The 22,868-nt window shown below is 45.4% G+C and carries 18 protein-coding genes; 12 read left to right on the forward strand and 6 right to left on the reverse strand.

The window, feature by feature from the left end:
- Position 1: 1 nt before the first annotated feature.
- From H8S63_RS06025 to H8S63_RS06050, 6 genes are all read left to right on the forward strand, one after another.
- Complete coding sequence (locus H8S63_RS06025) at positions 2 to 781, forward strand: amidohydrolase (protein WP_186926085.1); 780 nt, start codon at positions 2 to 4, stop codon at positions 779 to 781.
- A 145-nt stretch (positions 782 to 926) separates the two neighbouring features.
- Complete coding sequence (locus H8S63_RS06030) at positions 927 to 2,918, forward strand: glucosamine-6-phosphate deaminase (RefSeq protein WP_007759217.1); 1,992 nt, start codon at positions 927 to 929, stop codon at positions 2,916 to 2,918.
- A 216-nt stretch (positions 2,919 to 3,134) separates the two neighbouring features.
- Complete coding sequence (locus H8S63_RS06035; protein WP_186926087.1) at positions 3,135 to 6,041, forward strand: xanthan lyase; 2,907 nt, start codon at positions 3,135 to 3,137, stop codon at positions 6,039 to 6,041.
- 78 nt (positions 6,042 to 6,119) lie between these two features.
- A complete protein-coding gene (locus tag H8S63_RS06040; RefSeq protein WP_007753530.1) occupies positions 6,120 to 6,437 on the forward strand; it encodes a hypothetical protein in 318 nt (105 codons plus the stop codon).
- The gene (locus tag H8S63_RS06045) at positions 6,437 to 6,649 is read left to right on the forward strand and encodes a sulfurtransferase TusA family protein (RefSeq protein ID WP_007753529.1); all 213 of its coding nucleotides are present in this window, start codon (positions 6,437 to 6,439) and stop codon (positions 6,647 to 6,649) included. The genes H8S63_RS06040 and H8S63_RS06045 overlap by 1 nt, the downstream gene beginning before the upstream one ends.
- Positions 6,650 to 6,665: 16 nt before the next feature.
- Complete coding sequence (locus H8S63_RS06050; protein WP_186926089.1) at positions 6,666 to 8,525, forward strand: YgiQ family radical SAM protein; 1,860 nt, start codon at positions 6,666 to 6,668, stop codon at positions 8,523 to 8,525.
- 4 nt (positions 8,526 to 8,529) lie between these two features.
- Here the strand turns inward: H8S63_RS06050 and H8S63_RS06055 are convergent, their stop codons facing one another.
- The 3 genes from H8S63_RS06055 to mfd form a co-directional block, all read right to left on the reverse strand.
- The gene (locus H8S63_RS06055) at positions 8,530 to 8,826 is read right to left on the reverse strand and encodes a type II toxin-antitoxin system RelE/ParE family toxin (protein ID WP_186926091.1); all 297 of its coding nucleotides are present in this window, start codon (positions 8,824 to 8,826) and stop codon (positions 8,530 to 8,532) included.
- On the reverse strand, positions 8,814 to 9,026 hold the full coding sequence (locus tag H8S63_RS06060; protein WP_186926093.1) for a hypothetical protein: 213 nt from the start codon (positions 9,024 to 9,026) through the stop codon (positions 8,814 to 8,816). The genes H8S63_RS06055 and H8S63_RS06060 overlap by 13 nt, the downstream gene beginning before the upstream one ends.
- 91 nt (positions 9,027 to 9,117) lie before the next feature.
- Complete coding sequence (gene mfd, locus H8S63_RS06065) at positions 9,118 to 12,492, reverse strand: transcription-repair coupling factor (protein ID WP_143864706.1); 3,375 nt, start codon at positions 12,490 to 12,492, stop codon at positions 9,118 to 9,120.
- 335 nt (positions 12,493 to 12,827) lie between these two features.
- Between mfd and H8S63_RS06070 the strand changes: the two genes are divergently transcribed.
- Genes H8S63_RS06070 through H8S63_RS06090 form a run of 5 tightly spaced genes read left to right on the forward strand, consistent with a single transcriptional unit; the run spans position 12,828 to position 16,953 of the window.
- A complete protein-coding gene (locus H8S63_RS06070; protein ID WP_007753522.1) occupies positions 12,828 to 13,571 on the forward strand; it encodes a polyprenol monophosphomannose synthase in 744 nt (247 codons plus the stop codon).
- A complete protein-coding gene (locus H8S63_RS06075; protein ID WP_186926095.1) occupies positions 13,568 to 14,905 on the forward strand; it encodes a dihydroorotase in 1,338 nt (445 codons plus the stop codon). The genes H8S63_RS06070 and H8S63_RS06075 overlap by 4 nt, the downstream gene beginning before the upstream one ends.
- 36 nt (positions 14,906 to 14,941) lie before the next feature.
- Positions 14,942 to 15,853 carry a vitamin B12 dependent-methionine synthase activation domain-containing protein gene (locus H8S63_RS06080; RefSeq protein ID WP_007753518.1) on the forward strand — a complete coding sequence of 304 codons (912 nt, stop codon included), beginning with the start codon at positions 14,942 to 14,944 and terminating at the stop codon, positions 15,851 to 15,853.
- A 5-nt stretch (positions 15,854 to 15,858) separates the two neighbouring features.
- Complete coding sequence (locus tag H8S63_RS06085; protein ID WP_007753506.1) at positions 15,859 to 16,371, forward strand: RNA polymerase sigma factor; 513 nt, start codon at positions 15,859 to 15,861, stop codon at positions 16,369 to 16,371.
- A gap of 6 nt (positions 16,372 to 16,377) precedes the next feature.
- On the forward strand, positions 16,378 to 16,953 hold the full coding sequence (locus tag H8S63_RS06090) for a hypothetical protein (RefSeq protein WP_007753503.1): 576 nt from the start codon (positions 16,378 to 16,380) through the stop codon (positions 16,951 to 16,953).
- A 19-nt stretch (positions 16,954 to 16,972) separates the two neighbouring features.
- Here H8S63_RS06090 and H8S63_RS06095 read toward each other — a convergent pair whose 3' ends face one another.
- Both H8S63_RS06095 and H8S63_RS06100 read right to left on the reverse strand, forming a co-directional pair.
- Positions 16,973 to 19,840: an AAA family ATPase gene (locus H8S63_RS06095; RefSeq protein ID WP_186926097.1), complete on the reverse strand. Its 2,868-nt coding sequence runs from the start codon at positions 19,838 to 19,840 to the stop codon at positions 16,973 to 16,975.
- Positions 19,837 to 21,087 (reverse strand): exonuclease SbcCD subunit D C-terminal domain-containing protein, encoded by a 1,251-nt coding sequence (locus H8S63_RS06100; protein ID WP_186926099.1) that lies wholly within the window; start codon positions 21,085 to 21,087, stop codon positions 19,837 to 19,839. Before H8S63_RS06100 ends, H8S63_RS06095 begins: the two co-directional genes overlap by 4 nt.
- Before the next feature lie 120 nt (positions 21,088 to 21,207).
- Here H8S63_RS06100 and H8S63_RS06105 point away from each other — a divergent pair, with 120 nt between their 5' ends.
- Positions 21,208 to 21,966, forward strand: coding sequence for a 1-acyl-sn-glycerol-3-phosphate acyltransferase (locus H8S63_RS06105; RefSeq protein WP_007754498.1), 759 nt, complete (start codon positions 21,208 to 21,210; stop codon positions 21,964 to 21,966).
- Between the two features lie 14 nt (positions 21,967 to 21,980).
- Here the strand turns inward: H8S63_RS06105 and H8S63_RS06110 are convergent, their stop codons facing one another.
- Positions 21,981 to 22,709 carry a DUF4369 domain-containing protein gene (locus H8S63_RS06110; RefSeq protein ID WP_007754496.1) on the reverse strand — a complete coding sequence of 243 codons (729 nt, stop codon included), beginning with the start codon at positions 22,707 to 22,709 and terminating at the stop codon, positions 21,981 to 21,983.
- Positions 22,710 to 22,868: the final 159 nt, after the last annotated feature.

Consider the following 22,868-nt stretch of genomic DNA (forward strand, 5'->3'; position numbering starts at 1 on the left):
TGTGGATTCAATCCGTATTTCCATAGTACAAACCGATATCGTTTGGGAAGACAAACAGGAAAATCTCCGTCTGCTCCACAAGAAACTGCAAAGTCTCTGTGGAACAACGGAGATTGTTGTTTTACCGGAAATGTTTTCTACCGGCTTCAGTATGCAGAGCAAAACATTGGCAGAACCTAATTCCGGTGAAACCATTACCACTCTCAAACTATGGGCCAGGCAATTCCAGATAGCCATCTGCGGAAGTTATATCGCAACGGATAACGGGTTGTTCTACAATCGGGCATTTGTTCTGACACCGGAAGGAGAAGAATTCTATTACGACAAACGGCATTTGTTCCGCATGGGACGGGAAGCCGAACATTTCTCCGCCGGCACGAAACGGCTTATCCTTCCCTACCTCGAATGGAACATCTGTCTGCAAGTCTGCTACGACCTTCGTTTCCCGGTATGGAGCCGAAATATAAACAATGAGTATGACTTATTGATATATGTAGCCAACTGGCCTATTCCCCGCCGTCCGGTATGGGATACGTTGCTTCGGGCTCGCGCGTTCGAGAATCAGTGCTATGTATGCGGTGTCAACCGGACAGGAACCGACGGTTACCATTTAGACTATAATGGAGGAAGCAAAATCTATTCAGCTTTCGGAGAAGAGATAGCCTCGCTGCCCGATGGCCGGGAAGGAATAGCTACGGCAACTCTCAACCTGTCCGCTCTCCGTCAATTCAGAGAAAAATTTCCGGTATGGAAAGATGCAGACGAATTTCATCTGTCATAGTTGCTATCAAACAAATGTTAAAAACCAATTAAAACGACAACAATACCACAAAGCAGGTAGTTAATTATATAAACCTCTTTTGTATCTTTGTCGTGAAAATACAGTCGTAAGAATTCTAATCTTACATAACTTAATTAACAACTTTATGAAAACAAATCTTAGTTCTCAAATCAGTCTCCACCGGGTCTCCCCCAGATATTACAGACCGGAGAATGCTTTTGAAAAATCGGTCTTGACAAGACTAGAAAAAATTCCTACGGACATTTACGAATCTGTAGAAGAAGGCGCTAACTACATTGCACGCGAAATAGCACAAACCATCCGCGAAAAACAAAAAGCGGGACGTTTCTGCGTATTGGCTCTTCCGGGAGGAGATTCTCCCAGACACGTATATACGGAACTTATTCGTATGCACAAGGAAGAAGGACTCAGCTTCCGTAATGTGATCGTATTTAATATGTACGAATATTATCCATTGGCTCCTGATGCAGTCAACAGCAATTTCAACGCTTTGAAGAATATGCTGTTGGATCATATCGACATCGACAAGCAGAATATATTCACTCCCGACGGAAGCATTGCCAAAGATACAATCTTTGAATATTGCCGTCTCTACGAACAACGTATCGAAAGTTTCGGAGGCATTGATATTGCTTTATTGGGTATCGGCCGTGTGGGTAACATCGCATTCAACGAACCGGGTTCACGCTTGAACTCTACCACCCGTCTGATTTTATTGGATAACGCCTCGCGCAATGAAGCATCCAGAATTTTCGGAACAATGGATAATACTCCGATCAGTTCTATCACGATGGGAGTAGCTACCATTCTCAGTGCAAAGAAAGTATATCTGCTTGCATGGGGCGAGAACAAAGCAGCTATGATTAAAGAATGTGTGGAAGGTGCGATTACCGATACTATTCCTGCTTCTTATCTGCAAACTCACAACAATGCACATGTAGCGCTTGACCTTTCGGCAGCCATGAATCTGACACGCATCCAACGTCCGTGGCTGGTAACTTCCTGCGAATGGAATGACAAGTTGATCCGTAGCGCTATTGTCTGGTTGTGCCAGTTGACAGGCAAACCGATTTTGAAACTGACCAACAAGGATTATAATGAAAACGGTCTGAGTGAACTGTTGGCTCTTTATGGTTCTGCATACAATGTAAATATCAAGATCTTCAATGATTTGCAGCACACCATCACCGGATGGCCGGGCGGCAAGCCGAATGCTGACGACACTTATCGTCCCGAACGTGCAAAACCCTACCCGAAACGTGTGATTATTTTCTCTCCCCATCCTGATGATGACGTTATCTCTATGGGTGGAACTCTCCGCCGTCTGGTAGAGCAGAAACATGAAGTACACGTGGCATACGAAACTTCCGGCAATATCGCTGTAGGTGATGAAGAAGTAATTCGTTTCATGCACTTCATCAACGGATTCAACCAGATCTTCAACAATAGTGAGGACCAGGTTATCAATGAAAAGTACGCAGAAATACGTAATTTCCTGAAAGCAAAGAAAGACGGTGATATGGACAGCCGTGACATACTGACTATCAAAGGTCTGATCCGTCGCGGTGAAGCCCGTACTGCTTGTACATATAATAACATTCCATTGGAACGTTGCCACTTCCTTGATCTGCCTTTCTACGAAACGGGTAAGATTCAAAAGAATCCGATCAGCGAAGCCGACGTAGAAATCGTACGCAACCTGCTCCGTGAAGTGAAACCTCATCAGATTTTCGTAGCCGGTGACTTGGCCGACCCGCACGGTACTCACCGTGTATGTACGGATGCAGTATTCGCTGCCATCGACCTTGAAAAAGAAGAAGGTGCCAAGTGGCTGAAAGACTGCCGTATCTGGATGTATCGCGGCGCGTGGGCCGAATGGGAAATTGAGAACATTGAAATGGCAGTGCCTATCAGCCCGGAAGAACTTCGCGCAAAACGTAATTCTATCTTGAAGCATCAGTCGCAGATGGAAAGCGCTCCTTTCTTGGGTAACGATGAACGTCTGTTCTGGCAACGCAGCGAGGACCGTAATCGCGGTACAGCTGCATTGTATGACAAATTGGGCTTGGCTTCATACGAGGCAATGGAAGCGTTTGTTGAATACATTCCGCTATAAGGAAAGAAGGTATTCTTGATTAAGAGAATATAAAACAATAAAAGAAGAGTGGGAAGTGGGATACTTCTCGCTCTTTTTTGTTTATTTTTGCGGAGTAATTCACCACAGAGGAAAGGAGGACACAGAGGACTTCATAAATAAAAGAATTATGTAGTTTCCACATTTACCCCTCTGTGTCCTCCTTTCCTCTGTGGTGAGTATAAAAAAGCAGCAAGTATGAAGATAATAGTGTTTTTCCTATGCCTTACATTGGGAGTAAATTTCCTTTCTGCTCAGGATATTGAAAGGAATGTAAAAGAACGATTGACAGATTATTTCGGCAGATATACCGTAACGGCGAAAATCAGTACACCTAAGCTGAAAAGTGTTGATATAGATTATGAACGCAAAACGATTGCTATCCATGCTTCGGAAAGTTTTGCTTATCAGCCTTTTCGACCGGAGACTGTAGAAGCTGTTTACAATCAAGTGAAGGAGCTGCTTCCGGGACCCGTCCACTACTATCGACTCACTATCTTTGCAGATGGAAAGCCCATTGAAGAACTTATCCCGAATATTTATCGGAACAAGAAAAAGGATAAGGAACGGATGTCCTTGAAAACCGATTATAAAGACGAAGCGTGGGTAAAGAACATTTCACGCCCCAATGAAATATCACGAGGATTGCAAGACCGCCATATCGCAATCTGGCAAAGTCACGGCAATTATTTCAAGAACGACAAGAATGAATGGGGATGGCAACGCCCCCGTCTGTTTTGCACAACGGAAGATCTGTTCACACAGTCGTTTGTCCTTCCGTACGTAATCCCGATGTTGGAAAACGCAGGCGCAATCGTTTACACTCCCCGCGAACGGGATACTCAGAAAAATGAGATCATTGTGGACAACGATACACCTAATGCTTCTCTTTATCTGGAAGTAGGAAGCAAAAAAGCACATTGGGCTACTGCTCCAATAAAAGGATTCGCTCAAAAGAAGGCGATTTATAGAGATGGAGAAAATCCCTTCACAGACGGGACCTGCCGCTTTATTCCGACCGAAAGAAAGAAGAAGAAGAATAAAGACCAGGCTTTCGCCGAATGGGTGCCTACCCTACCGGCAAAAGGAGAATACGCGGTTTATGTCTCTTACCGGACATTGCCTAATAGCGTGAGCGACGCCAAATATCTTGTTTTCCACAATGGAGGGGTGACCGAATTCAAAGTGAATCAAAAGATAGGCGGAGGCACTTGGGTTTATCTGGGCACATTCGAGTTTGACAAAGGCAATAACGATTATGGCATGGTAGTGCTAAGCAACGAGAGTAGCGAGCACGGCGTAGTATGCGCAGATGCGGTACGTTTCGGAGGAGGAATGGGAAATATTGAGCGAGGAGGAAAGACAAGCGGTTTGCCCCGTTATCTGGAAGGGGCACGCTACTCTGCCCAATGGGCGGGAATGCCATACGAGGTATATGCGGGGCGGAAAGGTGAAAATGATTATGCGGATGACATCAATACACGCTCCAACACAATTAATTATTTATCCGGAGGTTCTGTCTATAATCCGCAACAACCCGGTTTAGGTATTCCTTTGGAAATGACAATGGCGCTGCATAGCGATGCGGGATGCAGCAAAACGGATGAGCTGATCGGCTCATTGGGAATATACACCACTGATTTTAATAATGGAAAACTGAACACAGGAATCGACCGGTATGCCTCACGGGATTTAGCCGATATTCTACTCACTCAGATTCAGAAAGATATATATTCAAGTTATAATCTGTCTTGGACACGACGCAGTATGTGGAACCGCAATTACAGCGAGACGCGTCTTCCGGCTACTCCTTCTACCATTATCGAATTACTTTCCCATCAGAACTTTGCCGATATGCAGTTGGGACATGATCCGAATTTCAAGTTTACGGTGGGACGTGCCATCTATAAAGGTATCTTGCAGTTTGTTGCCGGCCAGCATGACAAAGAATATGTAGTGCAACCTCTTCCTGTCAGCAATTTTGCTATCCGCTTCGGAAAGAAAAAGAATACGTTGGAGCTTTCGTGGAAAGGTGAAAACGATCCGCAAGAACCCACCGCACAGCCACGTGAATACATTGTATACACACGCATTGGCTATGGCGGTTTCGACAACGGTACATTAGTCAGCAAGACGTCCCATACCGTCAAAATAGAACCGGGACTCGTTTATTCCTTTAAAGTAACTGCCGTAAACCGGGGTGGTGAAAGCTTCCCGTCCGAGATACTCTCTGCTTATAAGGCCAAACGCGAACGGGAAAGAGTATTGATAATCAATGGATTCGACAGAGTCAGCGGACCGGCTGTCATTAATACGTTTGACAAAGCAGGATTCGACCTGGAACAAGATCCCGGAGTTCCCTATTTATCAAACATCTCATTCAGTGGAGCGCAAATAGGATTCGACCGGGCACAGGCCGGGAAAGAAGGAGAAGGCAGTCTGGGATATAGCGGAAGCGAGTTGGAAGGAATGAAAATAGCAGGTAACACATTCGACTATCCTTTCATTCATGGAAAAGCGATTCAAGCCGTTGGCAAATATAGTTTCGTGTCATGCAGCGACGAGGCTGTGGAAAACGGTACAGTCACACTGGAAGATTATCCGGTTGTGGACTACATTTTGGGAATGGAGAAAGAAGATCCGGTCCATAAAGTATACTACAAAACATTTTCTTCGGCCATGCAACGGATCATCACCAGTTATTGCCAGTCGGGAGGAAATCTATTTGTCAGCGGTGCATACGTGGGAAGCGATATGAGTGGAACACAGGGGAACCGGGAATTTACGGAGAAGATCTTAAAATACGGTTATCAAAGCAGCATGACGGACAAGAGTTCAAACCGCATTAACGGGTTGGGACGTACGATTACCATACCGAGAGCACCTAATGAAACCAGCTATGCCGTCCCTGCTCCCGACTGTATCGTTCCGGTAGATACGGCATTTCCTGTCTTTACATACGTTCCCGGCAACCAAAGCGCAGGTATCGCTTATAAAGGAAACTACCGTACCTTCGTATTGGGATTTCCTTTTGAAAGCATACAATCGGAAGCCGACCGGGCAACTATCATGGCAGGTATACTGGGATTCTTTACGCAGAGATAAAAAATATCCCTTTTTTTAATCTGCTTTTCATTTTAAGTTCTATCTTTGCTACTATAATAACCCTTAAAACTAGAAAAGATGTATACTATACAAGCAAATCCCAGCGGTACACGCAGCATAGAGGTCTCTAATGAGAATCTGAGAACGATCGAGAAATATGCATTGTTCCGCCATCTCATTGATAGTACCGGCATTGTAGACGAAGCGGTTTTGGACAAGTTGAAACTAAACATCCGTTCCCTCATCGCCAGTCAGGAAGAAGACAGCAAGGACTTGCTGGACCTTTGTATTGATGTGATTTACCACAATAATATGAAGGCATTCGGCTTGCAACAGCTTATCAAGCTCTATCTGACGTGGCTTTCCAGTCCGGAAACGGAAGAAGAGGAGGCATAATGATTACAGTAAATACTTGCGGAATCACAGCCTATAGTCCGCTGATTCCTGCAATAAAAGCGATGTGTAATGCGTCTCCCGGTGAAACACTGGAGATTATCATGAACCATGCCGATGCGTTTCAGGATCTGAAGGAATATCTGTCCGAACAAGGCATCGGTTTCCGCGAAATTTATGACGGAGAACAAATGACAGTACAGTTCACCGTATAATGCGTATCTTTGCAGCATGAAAGAATATCGATTGACTGACTGGTTACCTACTACCAAAAAAGAAATAGAACTTCGCGGATGGAATGAACTGGACATCATCCTTTTCAGTGCGGACGCGTACGTAGATCACCCTTCTTTTGGTGCAGCCGTTATCGGCCGCATTCTCGAAGCGGAAGGTTTGAAAATAGCCATTGTACCCCAACCTAACTGGCGCGATGACTTGCGCGATTTCAAGAAGTTGGGGCGTCCGCGCCTGTTCTTTGGCATTTCCGGCGGGTGCATGGACTCGATGGTAAACAAATATACCGCCAACAAACGATTGCGTAGCGAAGATGCGTATACACCGGACGGGCGTCCGGATATGCGGCCGGACTATCCTTCTACTGTTTACAGTCAGATTCTCAAGAGACTTTATCCGGATGTTCCTGTCATCTTGGGAGGAATTGAGGCCAGCATGAGGCGGTTAAGCCATTATGATTATTGGCAGGATAAGGTACAGAAAAGCATTTTATGCGATAGTGGAGCGGACTTGCTTATTTATGGAATGGGCGAAAAGCCGATTGTCGAATTAACCCGTAAAATAAAAGGTTTGCTGCCGACAGAAGACGCCGTATGCACTGTCAACGATTTAAAAACAATCATCGGAACGATTCCTCAGACAGCCTATCTTTGCCGTGCCTCTGAGTGGACTTCCGATACGGAAGATATACAACTCTATTCGCATGAGGAATGCCTTGCAGACAAAAAGAAACAGGCAAGCAATTTCCGGCATATCGAAGAAGAGTCCAATAAATATGCGGCTTCACGCATCACGCAAGCTGTCGGAAACAAAGTCGTAGTCGTCAATCCTCCTTATCCCCCGATGAGCCAGGAAGAAATTGACCGTTCTTTCGATTTGCCCTATACCCGTATGCCTCATCCCAAATATAAAGGAAAGCGGATTCCGGCATACGATATGATAAAATTCTCCATCAATATCCATCGGGGATGTTTTGGCGGGTGTGCATTCTGCACCATTTCCGCACATCAAGGAAAATTCATCGTCAGCCGCAGCAAAGAATCCATTCTGAGGGAAGTAAAAGAGGTAACTCAGTTACCGGACTTTAAAGGATACTTAAGCGATTTGGGTGGTCCTTCCGCCAATATGTATCAGATGAAAGGGAAAGATGAGTCTATCTGTAAGAAATGCAAGCGTCCGTCCTGTATCCATCCGAAAGTCTGCCCGAACCTGAACTCAGACCATCGTCCGTTATTGGATATTTATCACGCGGTAGATGCCTTGCCCGGCATTAAGAAATCATTTATAGGCAGCGGGGTACGTTATGACTTATTATTGCATCGTAGTAAAGATGAGGCCATCAACCGCAGTACTGCCGAATATACCCGCGAATTGATTGTCAAGCACGTTAGCGGCCGACTGAAAGTTGCTCCGGAACATACAAGTGAACGGGTATTATCCGCAATGCGCAAACCTCCTTTCGAGCAGTTTGAAACATTCAAAAGGATATTCGACCGAATCAATAAAGAGGAAAACCTGCGCCAGCAACTGATTCCGTATTTTATTTCCTCGCATCCCGGATGCAAAGAAGAAGATATGGCGGAACTTGCCGTTATTACCAAACGGCTGGATTTTCATTTGGAACAAGTGCAGGACTTTACCCCCACTCCTATGACAGTAGCCACGGAAGCATGGTACACAGGATACCATCCCTACACGCTGGAACCGATATTCAGCGCCAAGACTCAACGGGAAAAACTGGCACAACGTCAATTCTTCTTCTGGTACAAGCCGGAAGAACGGAAACATATCATTAATGAATTGAGACGTATCGGACGGGGGGATTTGATAGATAAGCTATACGGAAAAAAGAGATAGCTCCTTAAAAAGGGGCTTTACCCGGATCCTGTCTAGTATCAAAAACAGCTTCCACAAGAATCTGTTCTTCAAGCACCCTATAATACACCTTAAAGTAATCACAATGAAAAACACGTACGTTAGGTATAGAAGTAGCTTTATACATATATGGGTATTTGGCAACTAACTTTAGCACATCGTTTATCATTGTATAGATGGAACGGCTATATTTTGAATTTCCATTTCTAACATAATAAAAAGTAAGAATCTGTCGCAAAACGATTGTAGCAGTTTCCGTCCACACAATCTTTAATCCAGCCATTGTCTCACTTGCTTGTCAACCTCTTCTTGAGTATACAACCGACCTTCTTCATAATCTTTTTCCGAACGCATTATAATTTCCCGTTCGTATTCTGTAGGAACACAAAGACATACATCAGAACCGGCCCTTTGATAAGCAACTACCGGATCATTTACCTGTTCCGGCTTTTCATTTTCCTGTGATTTATATTTTGCAGTCATATCTCTATTGTTTATTATAAGCCCAAAGATAGACAGACTTTCCTCAAAAAACAAACTTATTCAGTTTAATCTCACTAAAGGAGGCAATTTATTAAAGCCCATTCGGTTGTAACGCAACAATCTCCTGCAATACGCTAACCGCTGTCTCCACATTCGACACATCTTTAATCAGCATACTCCGTTTCCCGTTCTGCTCGCGAAGATCGCAACGGCGGGTATACTTCATCATATAATCAATCACCTTTCCGAAAGCCTGGCTCTGATAGAACGGGCTATCCGGATTGGACACAAAGAACAATGTCATGCGTCCACCCTTCAAGAATATCTTCTCCGCTCCCAAACGTGCCGCCAACCGGCGCAGAGGAACGATACGGAGCAATTCTTCCGTTTCCGGCGGAACAGGGCCGAAGCGGTCTTCCAGACGAGAACGGAAAGCTGCAACGTCTTTGTCCAATGTCAGACTGTCCAATTCGCGATAAAGCAACATACGCTCACTGCTACCGGTCACATAATTCGCCGGTAATAACAACTCCAAATCACTTTCCACCTGACATTCATCCACAAATCCTTCACCGCTGATCTGCCCTTCCCCTTTGATTTCCTCCGCATACAAATCTGCAAATTCATCGTTCTTCAGTTCATGAACAGCCTCACTGAGAATCTTCTGATACGTCTCATATCCCAAGTCGGCAACAAATCCGCTTTGTTCCGCCCCCAACAGATTACCGGCTCCGCGAATATCCAAATCCTGCATGGCAATGTGAATACCGCTTCCCAAATCGCTAAAGTTCTCAATCGCTTGAAGGCGCCGCTTTCCCTCTGCGGTAAGACTGCTTAACGGAGGAGCCAACAGATAACAGAACGCTTTCTTATTGCTACGTCCTACCCGCCCACGCATCTGATGAAGATCGCTCAAGCCGAAATTCTGCGCTTGATTGATTATAATCGTATTTGCATTCGGGATATCAATACCGCTCTCAATAATGGTAGTCGCCAAAAGGACATCATAATCATAATTGACAAAATCCAAAATAATCTTTTCCAATTGCGCCGGCTCCATCTGTCCGTGACCGATAGCCACACGGCAATCCGGAATGTGACGCTCAATCATCGCTTTCAGTTCCGGCAAATTAGCTATCCGATTATTGACAAAGAACACCTGACCGTTACGGCTCATTTCGAAATTAATCGCATCCGTAATCACCTCCTCATTAAAGGTATGCACCTCTGTCTGAATCGGATAACGGTTAGGCGGAGGCGTAGAGATAACACTCAGATCGCGCGCACCCATCAGCGAGAACTGAAGCGTACGGGGAATCGGAGTAGCGGTCATTGTCAATGTGTCCACGTTCACTTTCAGCTGCCTCAACTTTTCCTTTACAGAGACTCCGAATTTCTGTTCTTCATCAACAATCAGCAATCCCAAGTCTTTAAATTGGACGTCTTTTCCCAAGATGCGGTGAGTACCTATCAGTATATTGACATCCCCCTCCTTCAATCCTTTCAATACTGCCTTGGATTGTGCGGCCGTACGTGCACGGCTCAAATATTCCACCCTGCAAGGCAATCCTTTCAAGCGGTCGCGGAATGTCTGGAAATGCTGGTAAGCAAGCACCGTAGTCGGCACAAGCACAGCCACCTGTTTATTATCGGCAACCGCCTTGAAAGCCGCACGGATGGCAACCTCCGTCTTTCCAAATCCCACATCCCCACAGACCAGACGATCCATCGGACGATCACTCTCCATATCCGCCTTGACATCAATTGTCGCTTTGCTCTGGTCCGGCGTATCTTCATAAATAAAGGAAGCTTCCAGCTCACGCTGCAAGAAACTATCCGGACTATAAGAGAAGCCCTTTTCCTGGCGGCGCTGCGAATACAGCTTAATCAGATCACGGGCAATATCTTTTATCTTACTCTTTGTACGCTCTTTCAGTTTCTCCCACGCACCCGTGCCCAATTTATTAAGTCGGGGAGCCTCTCCCTCTTTTCCTTTGTATTTGGAAACTTTGTGCAAAGAATGAATAGAAACAAATACCACATCATCATTCTGAAAAACCAGTTTCAGGACTTCTTGCGTAGTATCTCCATTCGGAATACGCACCAGACCGGAGAAACGTCCGATACCATGATCCGTATGCACCACATAATCGCCCGGAGTAAACTGGTTCAATTCTTTCAAGGAAAGGGCCACCTTTCCCGAACGGGCTTTATCACTCTTCAGATTATACTTATGGAAACGGTCGAATAACTGATGATCTGTAAACACACACAGCCTCAACGTATTATCAACGAACCCTTCGTGAATGGTACGCTCAACAGGAGTAAATTGTATCTTATCACCACGATCCTCAAAAATAGCCTTGATACGATCCGTTTGCTTCGTGCTGTCGCTACATATATAAAGCAGATAACCTTTCTCCAGATACTCTTTGAAAGAGGAAGCCACCAAATCGAAATTCTTATGAAAGATAGGCTGGGCGGATGTACTGAAAGAGACACTGGCTTCCGGTGTTCCGGTTGGCTTGTTACCAAATTCCAACCGACGGAAATCAAGAGCGCGTACAGTAAACTCACTGCCATCGATCAATTTTCCCTCCAACGTAATTCCCCCATTCTCTTCGGCCTCCTGAACGGCTATTGCCTGCGGAGTCAACGCCTCATCATGCACCACTTGGATTCGCTCGCGCAACCAAAGAAAGTCACGCATGGCGAGCACGGTTTCTTTCGGAATAAAATCCAGAAAAGAAGTGGTTACCTCTCCCGTCACTGCCAAATCCGGAACGATAGACACTTCCTTTTTCTTCTCACGGGACAACTGAGACTCCACCTCAAAGGTACGGACACTCTCTACTTCATCACCGAAAAAGTCAATACGATAAGGATATTCCGAAGCAAAAGAGAAAACATCGATTATGCTGCCACGAACGGCATATTGTCCCGGCTCATATACATAATCCACATATTCAAAACCATAACTATGCAACACATCCGTTATAAAAGTAGTATCCACCTTTTCACCCACACTCAGTTTCAAGGTCTTATTGCTCAGTTCCTTACGGGATACCACTTTCTCAGCCAACGCATCGGGATAAGTGACGATACACAATCCTTTCTCTCCTTTCTGCAGACGGCTCAGCACCTCCGTACGCAAAATCTCATTGGCTGCGTCTTTCTGTCCGTACTTGATGGAACGCCGGAAAGAAGATGGGAAAAAAAGCACCGTTTCCGAGCCTAATATCTGTGTCAGGTCGTGATAAAAATACCCGGCTTCTTCAAGATCACCCAAGATAAACACAAACGGGCAACCACCCTCTTGCACCAATACAGAAGAAAAAAGGGAAGCAGCAGACGCATACAGTCCTCCACAAAAAACAGTTTGAACAGAAGTGTCCTTCAACAAGCGCTTCATTACTGCCGTATTGGGGTGGGCAGCATATTGTTGTTGCAACTCAGTTATTGTCATACCTATAAAATTTCACCGCAAAAGTACAAAAAAGATTGGGAGTACATACTTTAAAAATGGAAGTATTATCAAGAAATACACAGTAAGAATTACCGAGCTATGGGCTCAGCGCCATTGAGACGTGGGCTGAGTCTCGGTGAAGCGTGGGCTCAGTATCGCTCAGGCGTGGGCTTAGTATCAGTCAGACGTGGGCTTACCTCCCGTAAGGTGTGGGCTTAATTCCGGTGAGGTACGGAGTTATCCATAATGAGCCGCAGAACACGTTAAATATTCCTTAGTTCATCTATAACTAAAGGAAAAGAACTACTTTTGTTCTTAAATATTATAGTATCTATATGCAGACATCAGACAGCATTGTAATTATTCCTACTTATAACGAACGAGAGAATATCGAAAATATTATCCGTGCCGTTTTCGGACTTCCCAAAGTATTCCATATTCTGGTAATAGAAGACGGTTCGCCCGACGGAACGGCAACTATTGTAAAAACCCTGCAACAAGAGTTTCCCGAACGCTTGTTTATGATCGAGCGTAAAGGGAAGTTAGGATTAGGAACCGCCTACATCACCGGATTCAAATGGGCATTGGAACATACATACGAATATATCTTTGAGATGGACGCCGATTTCAGCCATAATCCGAACGATTTGCCCCGTCTGTACCAGGCCTGTGCGGAACAGGGAGGCGACGTATCCATCGGTTCCCGGTACGTCAGTGGGGTAAACGTAGTAAACTGGCCGATGGGACGTGTGCTCATGTCCTATTTCGCTTCCAAGTATGTGCGGTTTATCACGGGAATCCCCGTGCACGACACTACCGCCGGATTCGTCTGCTACCGTCGCCAGGTATTGGAAACGATAGATTTAGACCACATCCGCTTCAAAGGATACGCCTTTCAGATTGAGATGAAATTCACGGCTTATAAGTGCGGCTTCAAAATCATTGAAGTTCCGGTGATATTCATCAATCGCGAATTGGGTACTTCCAAGATGAATAGCAGTATCTTTGGAGAAGCCATATTCGGTGTGATTAAATTAAAAGTAAATAGTTGGTTCCATAAATTCCCGCAAAAGAAATGAAACGTACACTGATTCAAAATGCCATTATTGTCAACGAAGGAAGAACTGTTCCGGGTTCGGTTGTGATTGAAGACGAGAAAATCGCCGAGATATTGGTTGGTGAAGAAAAAGCGTCTGCCCCCTGTGATGAAATAATAGATGCAACCGGATGTTATCTTTTGCCGGGTGCCATTGACGAGCACGTACACTTCCGCGATCCCGGTCTTACCCATAAGGCGGATATTATCACCGAAAGCCGTGCTGCTGCGGCGGGTGGCGTCACCTCAATCATGGATATGCCGAATACCAATCCACAGACTACCACTTTGGAAGCTCTTGATGAGAAATTCGCTTTATTAAGCGAGAAATCCGCCGTCAACTATTCCTGTTATTTCGGAGCAACCAACAACAATTACACTCAGTTTGCAAAGTTGGACAAACACCGTGTCTGTGGCGTTAAACTGTTCATGGGTTCAAGTACCGGTAATATGCTGGTAGACCGGATGGCCAGTCTGCGCAATATCTTTGGCGGTACCGATTTGCTTATCGCCGCCCATTGTGAAGATCAGGGAATCATCAAAGAAAATACGGATAAATTTAAGAAAGAGTACGGAGAAGATGTCCCGCTGTCCCTTCATCCGCTCCTACGTTCGGAAGAAGCCTGTTACCGTTCTTCGGAGCTGGCGGTGCAACTGGCACGTGAAACAAATGCCCGCCTGCATATCATGCACATCTCTACTGCCAAAGAACTCAGTCTGTTCTCAACCGCTCCTCTGGCACAAAAACGAATCACGGCAGAAGCCTGTGTTTCTCATCTGCTTTTCACAGAGGAAGATTACCGGACACTGGGCGCACGCATCAAATGCAACCCCGCCATCAAAACAGCAAAAGACCGGAAGGCCCTGCAGGAGGCTGTCAATAGCGGTTTGATAGACGCCATCGCAACAGACCACGCTCCGCACCTACTAAGCGAGAAAGAAGGAGGAGCATTGAAAGCAATGTCGGGAATGCCAATGATTCAGTTTTCACTGGTCAGTATGCTGGAACTAGTGGACAAAGGAGTATTTACAATAGAGAAAGTGGTAGAAAAGATGGCTCATGCTCCTGCCCAAATGTACGAAATACAGAATCGGGGATTCATCCGGAAAGGTTATCAGGCAGACCTTGTGTTAGTACGTCCGGACAGCAATTGGACGGTAACGGCAGACTGCATTTTAAGTAAATGCAAATGGAGCCCGTTGGAGGGACATACATTCAATTGGAGAGTAGAAAAGACTTTTGCAAACGGGCATCTGCTATGTAATAACGGAGAGATAGACGAGAATTATCGTGGACAAGAGTTAAGGTTCAGATAGTAAGTGAATTTCTCAAACAGAAAAACAAGCCACATTATGCAACCTACAGTCTTATCTTATAAAATACATACGGTCGCCCCCTACATCAACTGGATTTACTTTTTCCACGCATGGGGGTTCCAACCGCGTTTCGCGGCTATCACCAACATTCACGGATGCGATGCCTGCCGTGCCGTATGGCTGACCACTTTTCCGGAAGAAGAACGGAATAAAGCCTCCGAAGCCATGCAGCTTTTCAAAGAGGCCAACCGTATGCTGGATCTGCTCGACAAGGATTACGAAGTAAAGACAATCTTCAAGCTCTGTAAAGCAAACTCCGACGGAGACAATCTGGTGATTGAAAAGGAACAAAACCAATACATCACGTTTCCTTTACTCCGCCAGCAAACACCTAAAAGAGACGGCAGTCCATTCCTTTGTTTAAGTGACTTTGTGCGCCCGTCATCTTCCGGCATAGCCGATACGATCGGCGCTTTCGCCGCTTCCATCGATGCGGATATGGAAGGGCTTTACGAACAAGATCCCTACAAACATTTGCTTGTCCAAACTCTTTCCGACCGTCTGGCTGAAGCTGCTACGGAAAAGATGCATGAGTATGTACGAAAAGAAGTATGGGGATATGCGAAAGATGAGAATTTAAGCATTGAGGATTTGCTAGTTGAAAAATATCAAGGTATTCGTCCGGCGGTCGGTTATCCGTCTTTGCCCGACCAATCCGTCAATTTCCTATTGGACGAACTATTGGATATGAAACGGATAGGTATCTCACTGACCGAAAACGGAGCAATGTATCCTCACGCGTCCGTCTGCGGACTTATGTTCTCACATCCGGCTTCCGAATATTTTTCAGTAGGGAAGATTGGAGAAGACCAACTCGAAGATTATGCCCGCCGCCGGAATAAGAGTGTGGCAGAGATACGCAAATTCCTGGCTGCCAATTTACAATAACGCTCATGAGGGAACAGTCGGCAGAAACAGACAGGCCTGTTGAACAAGAATTCTTGTCAGTCATCCGTGAATATGAACGGGTGATCTATAAGGTGTGTTATCTGTACGCCAATCCCAATGCCCCTCTCAACGACCTTTACCAGGATGTTGTGCTGAACCTTTGGAAAGCCTATCCAAAATACAGGAAAGAGTGTAAAATATCGACATGGATTTATCGTATTGCCCTCAACACCTGCATCAGTTTTTATCGCAAGGAAAAGAATATACCGGAAATTGTCAGCCTCACCAAAGAGATTGACTGGAGTATCGAAGCGCATGATCCGGTCAATGAAATGCTGAAACAGCTTTACCGGATGATCAATCAATTGGGGCAACTCGACAAATCCATCATCCTGCTCTATCTCGAAGAGAAGAGTTACGAGGAGATTGCGGAGATTACCGGACTGACGGTAACGAATGTGGCTACCAAGTTAAGCCGCATCAAAGACAAACTAAAAAAAATGAAAAAGGAAGACTAAAGATATATGGAACTGGAAGAATTGAAGAAATCCTGGAATGCACTCGATGAGCACCTGAAAGACAAAGAGCTCATTAAAGAAGAGGAACTTTCGAAATTGCTGGGACATACCGGCAAGGGCATTCATGCCATTGCCAATCTGAACATAAAGCTGATTCTGATTTCCCTGCCGATACTGATCCTGTTCCTGGCGGAAGTCCTGTTGCACAACAGGCTGAACCCTATCTATATCATTATCCTTCTAGCCTGGATTCCCGCACTTTGCTGGGATATCGTCACTACCCGCTACCTCCAACGGACCCGAATAGACGAAATGCCTTTGATAGAAGTAATCAGCCGTGTCAACCGCATCCACCGATGGACCATCAGAGAGCGTCTGTTTGCCATCTTTTTCCTTCTGGTATTGGCTGTTCTTTCATTCATTTACTGGCAAGTATGGCAATACGGTATAGGCATGATTTCCTTTTTTGTCTTGTTATGGGGAGGCGGTCTAGGACTGATCTTATGGATTTACCGCAAGAAGTTCCTAAACCGTATCCACGAAATCAAAAAGAATCTGAACGAATTAAACGAATTCAGATAATAAAGAGGAAAGAGTGTGCTTATCCTACAACACTAAGCACACTCTTTCCATTCACTTTCTTGTGTACCTGCACTTGAACGGAAATCCGTTCGCTCATTTCCTGCACATGAGAGATCACGCCTATTTTTCTTCCCTGCATTTGCAGTTGCTCCAATGCTTCCATAGCCGTACGCAGGCTTTCCGCATCCAAAGATCCGAACCCTTCGTCTATAAAAAGCGACTCCACCTTCAAATTATTGCTGGATAAAGATGACAATCCCAATGCCAATGCCAGCGAGATTAAGAATGATTCGCCTCCGGAAAGGGAATAAACCGTTCGTATCTCATCACACATATCACAGTCGACAACCTGCAAGGCCAATGTACCGGGAACCTGTTGCAATTTATAGCGTTTGGAAAGATAAGACAAATGTTTGTTGGCATGAAGCAATAACAGATTCAAGGTATAACTCTGCGCTATGACTTTGAATTTTGCTCCATCCGCACTGCCAATCAGCTTATTCAACTTTGCCCAACGGTCGGCAACCGATTGTTTCTCTGAAAGTTCTTTTGCTATCTGCTCCACCACCGCTTTATTCTTAGCCTGCTGCAACAAACGGGCTTCAATAATGGAAAGGCTGCGTTCCGTATTCAGATTCTCCTCCTGTTGTTTCTTTATTGCTTCCGGAAGCTGTTCGGGGAATTCAATTTGCTTCTGCCGCACTTGCAACTCTTCAATAGACGAAGCAATCTGTTTCAGCTCTCCTTGCAAGCCGGAAAGTCCGTTTTGAGCCGTCTCTACCTCCTTACGGGCTTTCTCCAACGCCAGATTCAATTCTCCTTCCCGCCTTGCTACGGCGGCTTCCGCCTCATCGGCACTCTTTCCTTTCAATAAGCCCGAACGTTCCCGACGAAGTGTATCCAATGCTTTCTCTATCACCTCAAAACGCTTTTGTTCGGCAATCGCGGCATTCTGTAATAGCACCGACTGTTCATTGGCAGCCGATACCTTTTGCATGGCTAAACGGCATCGGGAAACATTCTCACGCAAGGCTTCATAATGCGAACGCAGCTTCTTTATCTCTTCATCACCCCGCTGCCATTCCGCATACAGATTACGGTATTCTAAAATAAGCTTCGCCAGTTCTCCCAAGCGTTGTTGTATCTGTTCCTCATTTCCGGTGTCAGCGCTTTCTTTTTGGAAAGCCGACAATTGTTCACGTACCTGCCCCGCAATCATCTTCTGATGTGCCAAATCACGTTGCAAGGCAATGCTCCGGTTGTTCACCTGCTGATAAACCGCTGTTGCCGCATTATACTCCTGCTCCATATTCCGGAAAAGAGTATCCACCACTTCCTGTTCCCGATGATACGGATGCGAAGTACTACCACAAACCGGACAGGCTTCTCCTTCCTCCAACTGCCGCCTCAAAGCTTTCACATCCTTCCCTACCGCCATGCGGGCGTTTTCATAAAGACGTTGTACTGTTTTCAAGGCAACTTCCCGTTCCGAAAGCTCCTTCGAACAATCTGCCGCCTCTTTTTCCAAATGCTCTATTTCCGACATCGCCTTCTTCAACGCTTCCGTCAATTGCCGGATATTCTGCTGACGTGCCAATTCTTTCTGCAACTTGACCTGTTCGTCAGCTAACGACGGATATCCGAAAGCATTCAACCGCTCCAGGCGTTTTTCGTTCGTTTCTATTCCGGCAGACAAATTTCCCTCTTCCTGCCGTAACGTTTCTTCCACCTGTTCAAGCAGCAGACTGTCTTCCGTCCCTGCAACATTCAATAGACGGCGTAAGGTCTGATAAGACAAATGCAACTGTTCCTCAACCATCTGTTTTCTCTTGTCCTGCTCCCGCACCTGCTTGCGGGCTGCCTGCAATAGTTGTTGAGACTGTATATAACCCTCTTGTTGGGACTGTATCTGCACATCCAGTTGACGGGCTCGCTTCAAGTCCGGCTGTATAGCTTCCCATTGGGCTTTGAAACGAACCAAGCCTTCCTCCTGCGAGGCCAATATGTCCAAAGCGGTCTTTAGTCTGGCCTGTTCTCCTTGTTCCTCTTTCTGCTTCTTTGTCCGGAGCTCCTCTTGCGTCTTCAATGAACGGACAACATTCAACTGCGCATTCTGTTCCGCCAGCAATTTGATTCCTTCCGAACGCTTTTCAGCCAACAACTCTTTTTCTTTCTGCAAGGCAAGCTGTTCCTCTTCCGGAATCAATTCAATCACACTCATCTTATTATGAATCAAAGCTACCTCTTCCTGCGCTGCCTTATTCCGGGCAAACACTTCCTGCGAAATGAAAGAATACACTCCGGTCCCCGTCAGTTTTTCAAGCAACTCCGCCTTAGCCGCTCCTTTAGATTTCAAGAAAGTGGCAAAGTCATTCTGAGCTAACAATACGGTACGGGTAAACTGCTCATACGTCAACCCGATCAACTCAACCAACTGTGCCAGCAACTCCTTCTTCGTCCCTTGAAATTCTTTCCCCGTATCCAGCTCCTTCACCTCCATCATTTGCGGCTGCAAAGAGCCGCTCACTTTATTCCGTGTACGTCTCACCGACCAACAAGAGCGGTAACGGTGTCCGTCTACTCCCAGAAAATCAACTTCTGCATAACCGTCACTTGTGCCACGACGCAACAGGTTACGCACATCGGACTGATTAATCCGGTTATCCCCTACATCCGCCAGATTCACACTTTCCACCGAAGCGGCGAAACGGGGCGCTTTATCATACAACGCCAGACATAACGCGTCCAACAAGGTTGACTTTCCCGCTCCCGTAGGACCAGAAATAGCGAATATACCAGCCGAGCACAATGGCTCAGCGGTGAAATCCACTTCCACCGTCCCTTCAATGGAAGTAAGATTCTTCAATCGTATAGCTAATATTTTCATCTTTCCTCCTCTTCTTTACGGGTGGCAGCCAAATAGGCTTCTTGAAACAAATCAACCAAATCCTCCGGCATTTCTGACTGATAAATCTTCTCAAATGCAGACTGTGCAATCTGCAACGGTGACATCTCCTGTAATCCTTTTTTCCAGTCTGTCTCCTCTTTCTCCACATTTTCCGCACCGGTACGGTAAAAAGAGACAATGCGTGCCAGGCGATAATTCTTATCCGCCAGAACATCCTCTATCTCCTGCCGGAGCATGGGTTCGGGCTCTTCCAGCAAAACCTTCACTTCCAGATAGGGAGCGGTTCCTTCCGTCTCCGGCAATTCGCCCAACATCTCCAATATCTTTTCAGGCAATTCCGGCTCACCGCTCGGCACACTTATCAAAGGTATTGATTTCGGACATTCTATCCGTCGGATGTCTACCGCACACCCTCCGTCAAAAGCCACCATTACCACTCCGTGATGATAATGCCTTTCGGCAAAAGACATCGGAATCGGACTTCCCGCATAGCGTACATTCTCCCGGCCGGATACCCGTTGCGCTTTATGAATATGTCCTAGAGCCGTATAAGCGATCTGTTCGGGAAAAGCCTCCGGTGACACGCACTCCAGTCCGCCTATCACTGTGCGTTCACTATAATCCTTTTCTGCAATCTCCGAACCGGTAGCTTGCAGATGACCTATGGCAAGAATGGCCTGATTCGGCTTACGGCGTTTCCACAACTTTCGCAGAAGCTGCGTATAAAGTTCACGAACCCCTTCCGAATATGGATTCCCCTCTGTCTGCACTACCGGATAGTCTCCTTGACGCAAAAAAGGAACCGCCATACAAAGTAATTCAACTTCTCCCTGCCGGTTCTTCAGTTCCACGCATAGATGATCGTAATCAACCGCTCCGCCTTCCAACTTACGTACCACTCCCCTGACCTCTGTTCTCATAGCCTGCAACAAAGGTAAAGGAGCTTCCAGACGTGCCGCCGAATCATGATTTCCGGCAACAATCACAATTTGCAGATTGGGATTCTCCGCCGTAACCCGGTATATAAACCGATAATATATACTTTGGGAAGCAGCCGAAGGATTGGAAACATCAAACACGTCTCCGGCTATAATCAATGCATCAATCTCCTGCCGGAGGATTTCTCCCGCCAGCCAATCTAAAAACGCCTCATGCTCCTCTGTACGGTCATAACCGAAGAACGTTTGCCCCAAGTGCCAATCGGCAGTATGTAATATACGTATCATATTTTTAACAGCTATCTCTAATAACGAGAGACAAAAATAACACAATCGAAAAGATTATATGGTATCCGCATCTCTTTTTTACAATAATCATGTATATTTGCAATGTAAAAATCCAACCCTATGAAGATACTTTATTATATTTATCAGATTTGCATCGCTTTACCTATATTATTAGTGTTGACTATCCTTACGGCACTCGTCACCATCGTAGGTTCTCTTTTGGGAGGAGCCCACATCTGGGGATATTATCCGGGAAAGATATGGTCACAATTAATCTGTCTGTTCCTGCTGATTCCCGTAAAGATTCAAGGGCGTGAAAAGTTGCATGATAAAACTTCCTATATTTTTGTACCCAACCATCAAGGTTCATTCGACATATTCCTGATCTACGGTTTTATCGGAAGAAACTTTAAATGGATGATGAAAAAAAGTCTGCGTAAACTACCGTTCGTTGGAAAAGCCTGCGAAAGCGCAGGGCACATTTTTGTAGACCGGTCCGGTCCGAAGAAAGTGTTGGAAACGATCCGGCAAGCGAAGGACTCTTTGAAAGACGGAGTATCTTTGGTCGTTTTCCCGGAAGGGGCTCGTACTTTCACCGGACACATGGGGTATTTCAAGAAAGGAGCTTTTCAATTGGCGGATGACTTACAACTGGCAGTAGTGCCCGTCACCATTGACGGCTCATTTGAGATCCTTCCGCGTACAGGCAAATGGATACACCGTCACCGCATGATTCTCACGATTCATGAGCCTATTCCGCCTAAAGGAAAAGGTATGGAAAATATCAAAGCGACTATGGCGGAAGCATACGCCGCCGTTGAAAGTGCTTTACCGGAGAAACATAAGGGAATGATAAAGAACGAAGATCAAGACCGATAATAGAGAAGTTATATTCACTTCTTTACCGAAGCATTTTCTTCCAGACGCTTGTGCTCTTCTATCAGTTTCATATTCTCTTTCGCCTTCGAAAGAAACTCTCTTACCAACTTATTGCTTTTAAAAGAATAAGGAGCGTCTTTTATGATGTCATCTATCTGCGGAGTCATAATAGGATAAGGCAACGAACTGCAAAGCATGATAAACACATTGGGTCCCAACACATTTTCGTAGTTGGTGGAAATGAAAGTCTTCACATATTGATTCATCTCTTTCATCAGCGAATCTCCTTCCACTGCCAATTGTGAATGAATCTCATCCAAATCACCTCCGTCCATCACCATACGGGTTTCTTTCTGTTCCAACTCTCCGATACTTTCCTCCAGTCGGTTTCTTTTCTCAATAAACTCGTATAGTGCCGTATTCAAAGGAGTACCCACCGCTTTGATATCCGAATTACTGATGTTTACCTTGATTTTTCCATTTTCCAGCACAATCGGCATGATGCTTTCATCATCCATATAAAGTGTCACCATCTGTACGGAATCGACTTTGCCTTTCATGGAGAACAGACCGTGCGCTACCTCAGCAGAATCCAGTTTCACCCATTCACCATCACGCAAGGACTTAAGATACAGCATTTTTCCATCCAGGCTATTCACAGAAGATGTTCCTTCGATCTTGTACTTATTAGTGCAGGAAGCCAGAAACGGGAGCAAAAACAATAAAGATAAAAGTTTATTCACGTTCGTCTATTCATTTGATTCTGCGTGCAAAGGTACAACCGATTCATTTTTCAGAGAAACATTTTATCAATATTTAAATCTTGTAAGTCTCTTTTCTTTAATAATCCTTATAAACATATGGAGAAGGCTTTTTTTTTCATTTAGTTTATCTAATTTTGC

The organism is Bacteroides sp. NSJ-39, assembly GCF_014287315.1.
In the GTDB taxonomy this organism is placed as follows: Bacteria; Bacteroidota; Bacteroidia; order Bacteroidales; family Bacteroidaceae; genus Bacteroides; species Bacteroides finegoldii.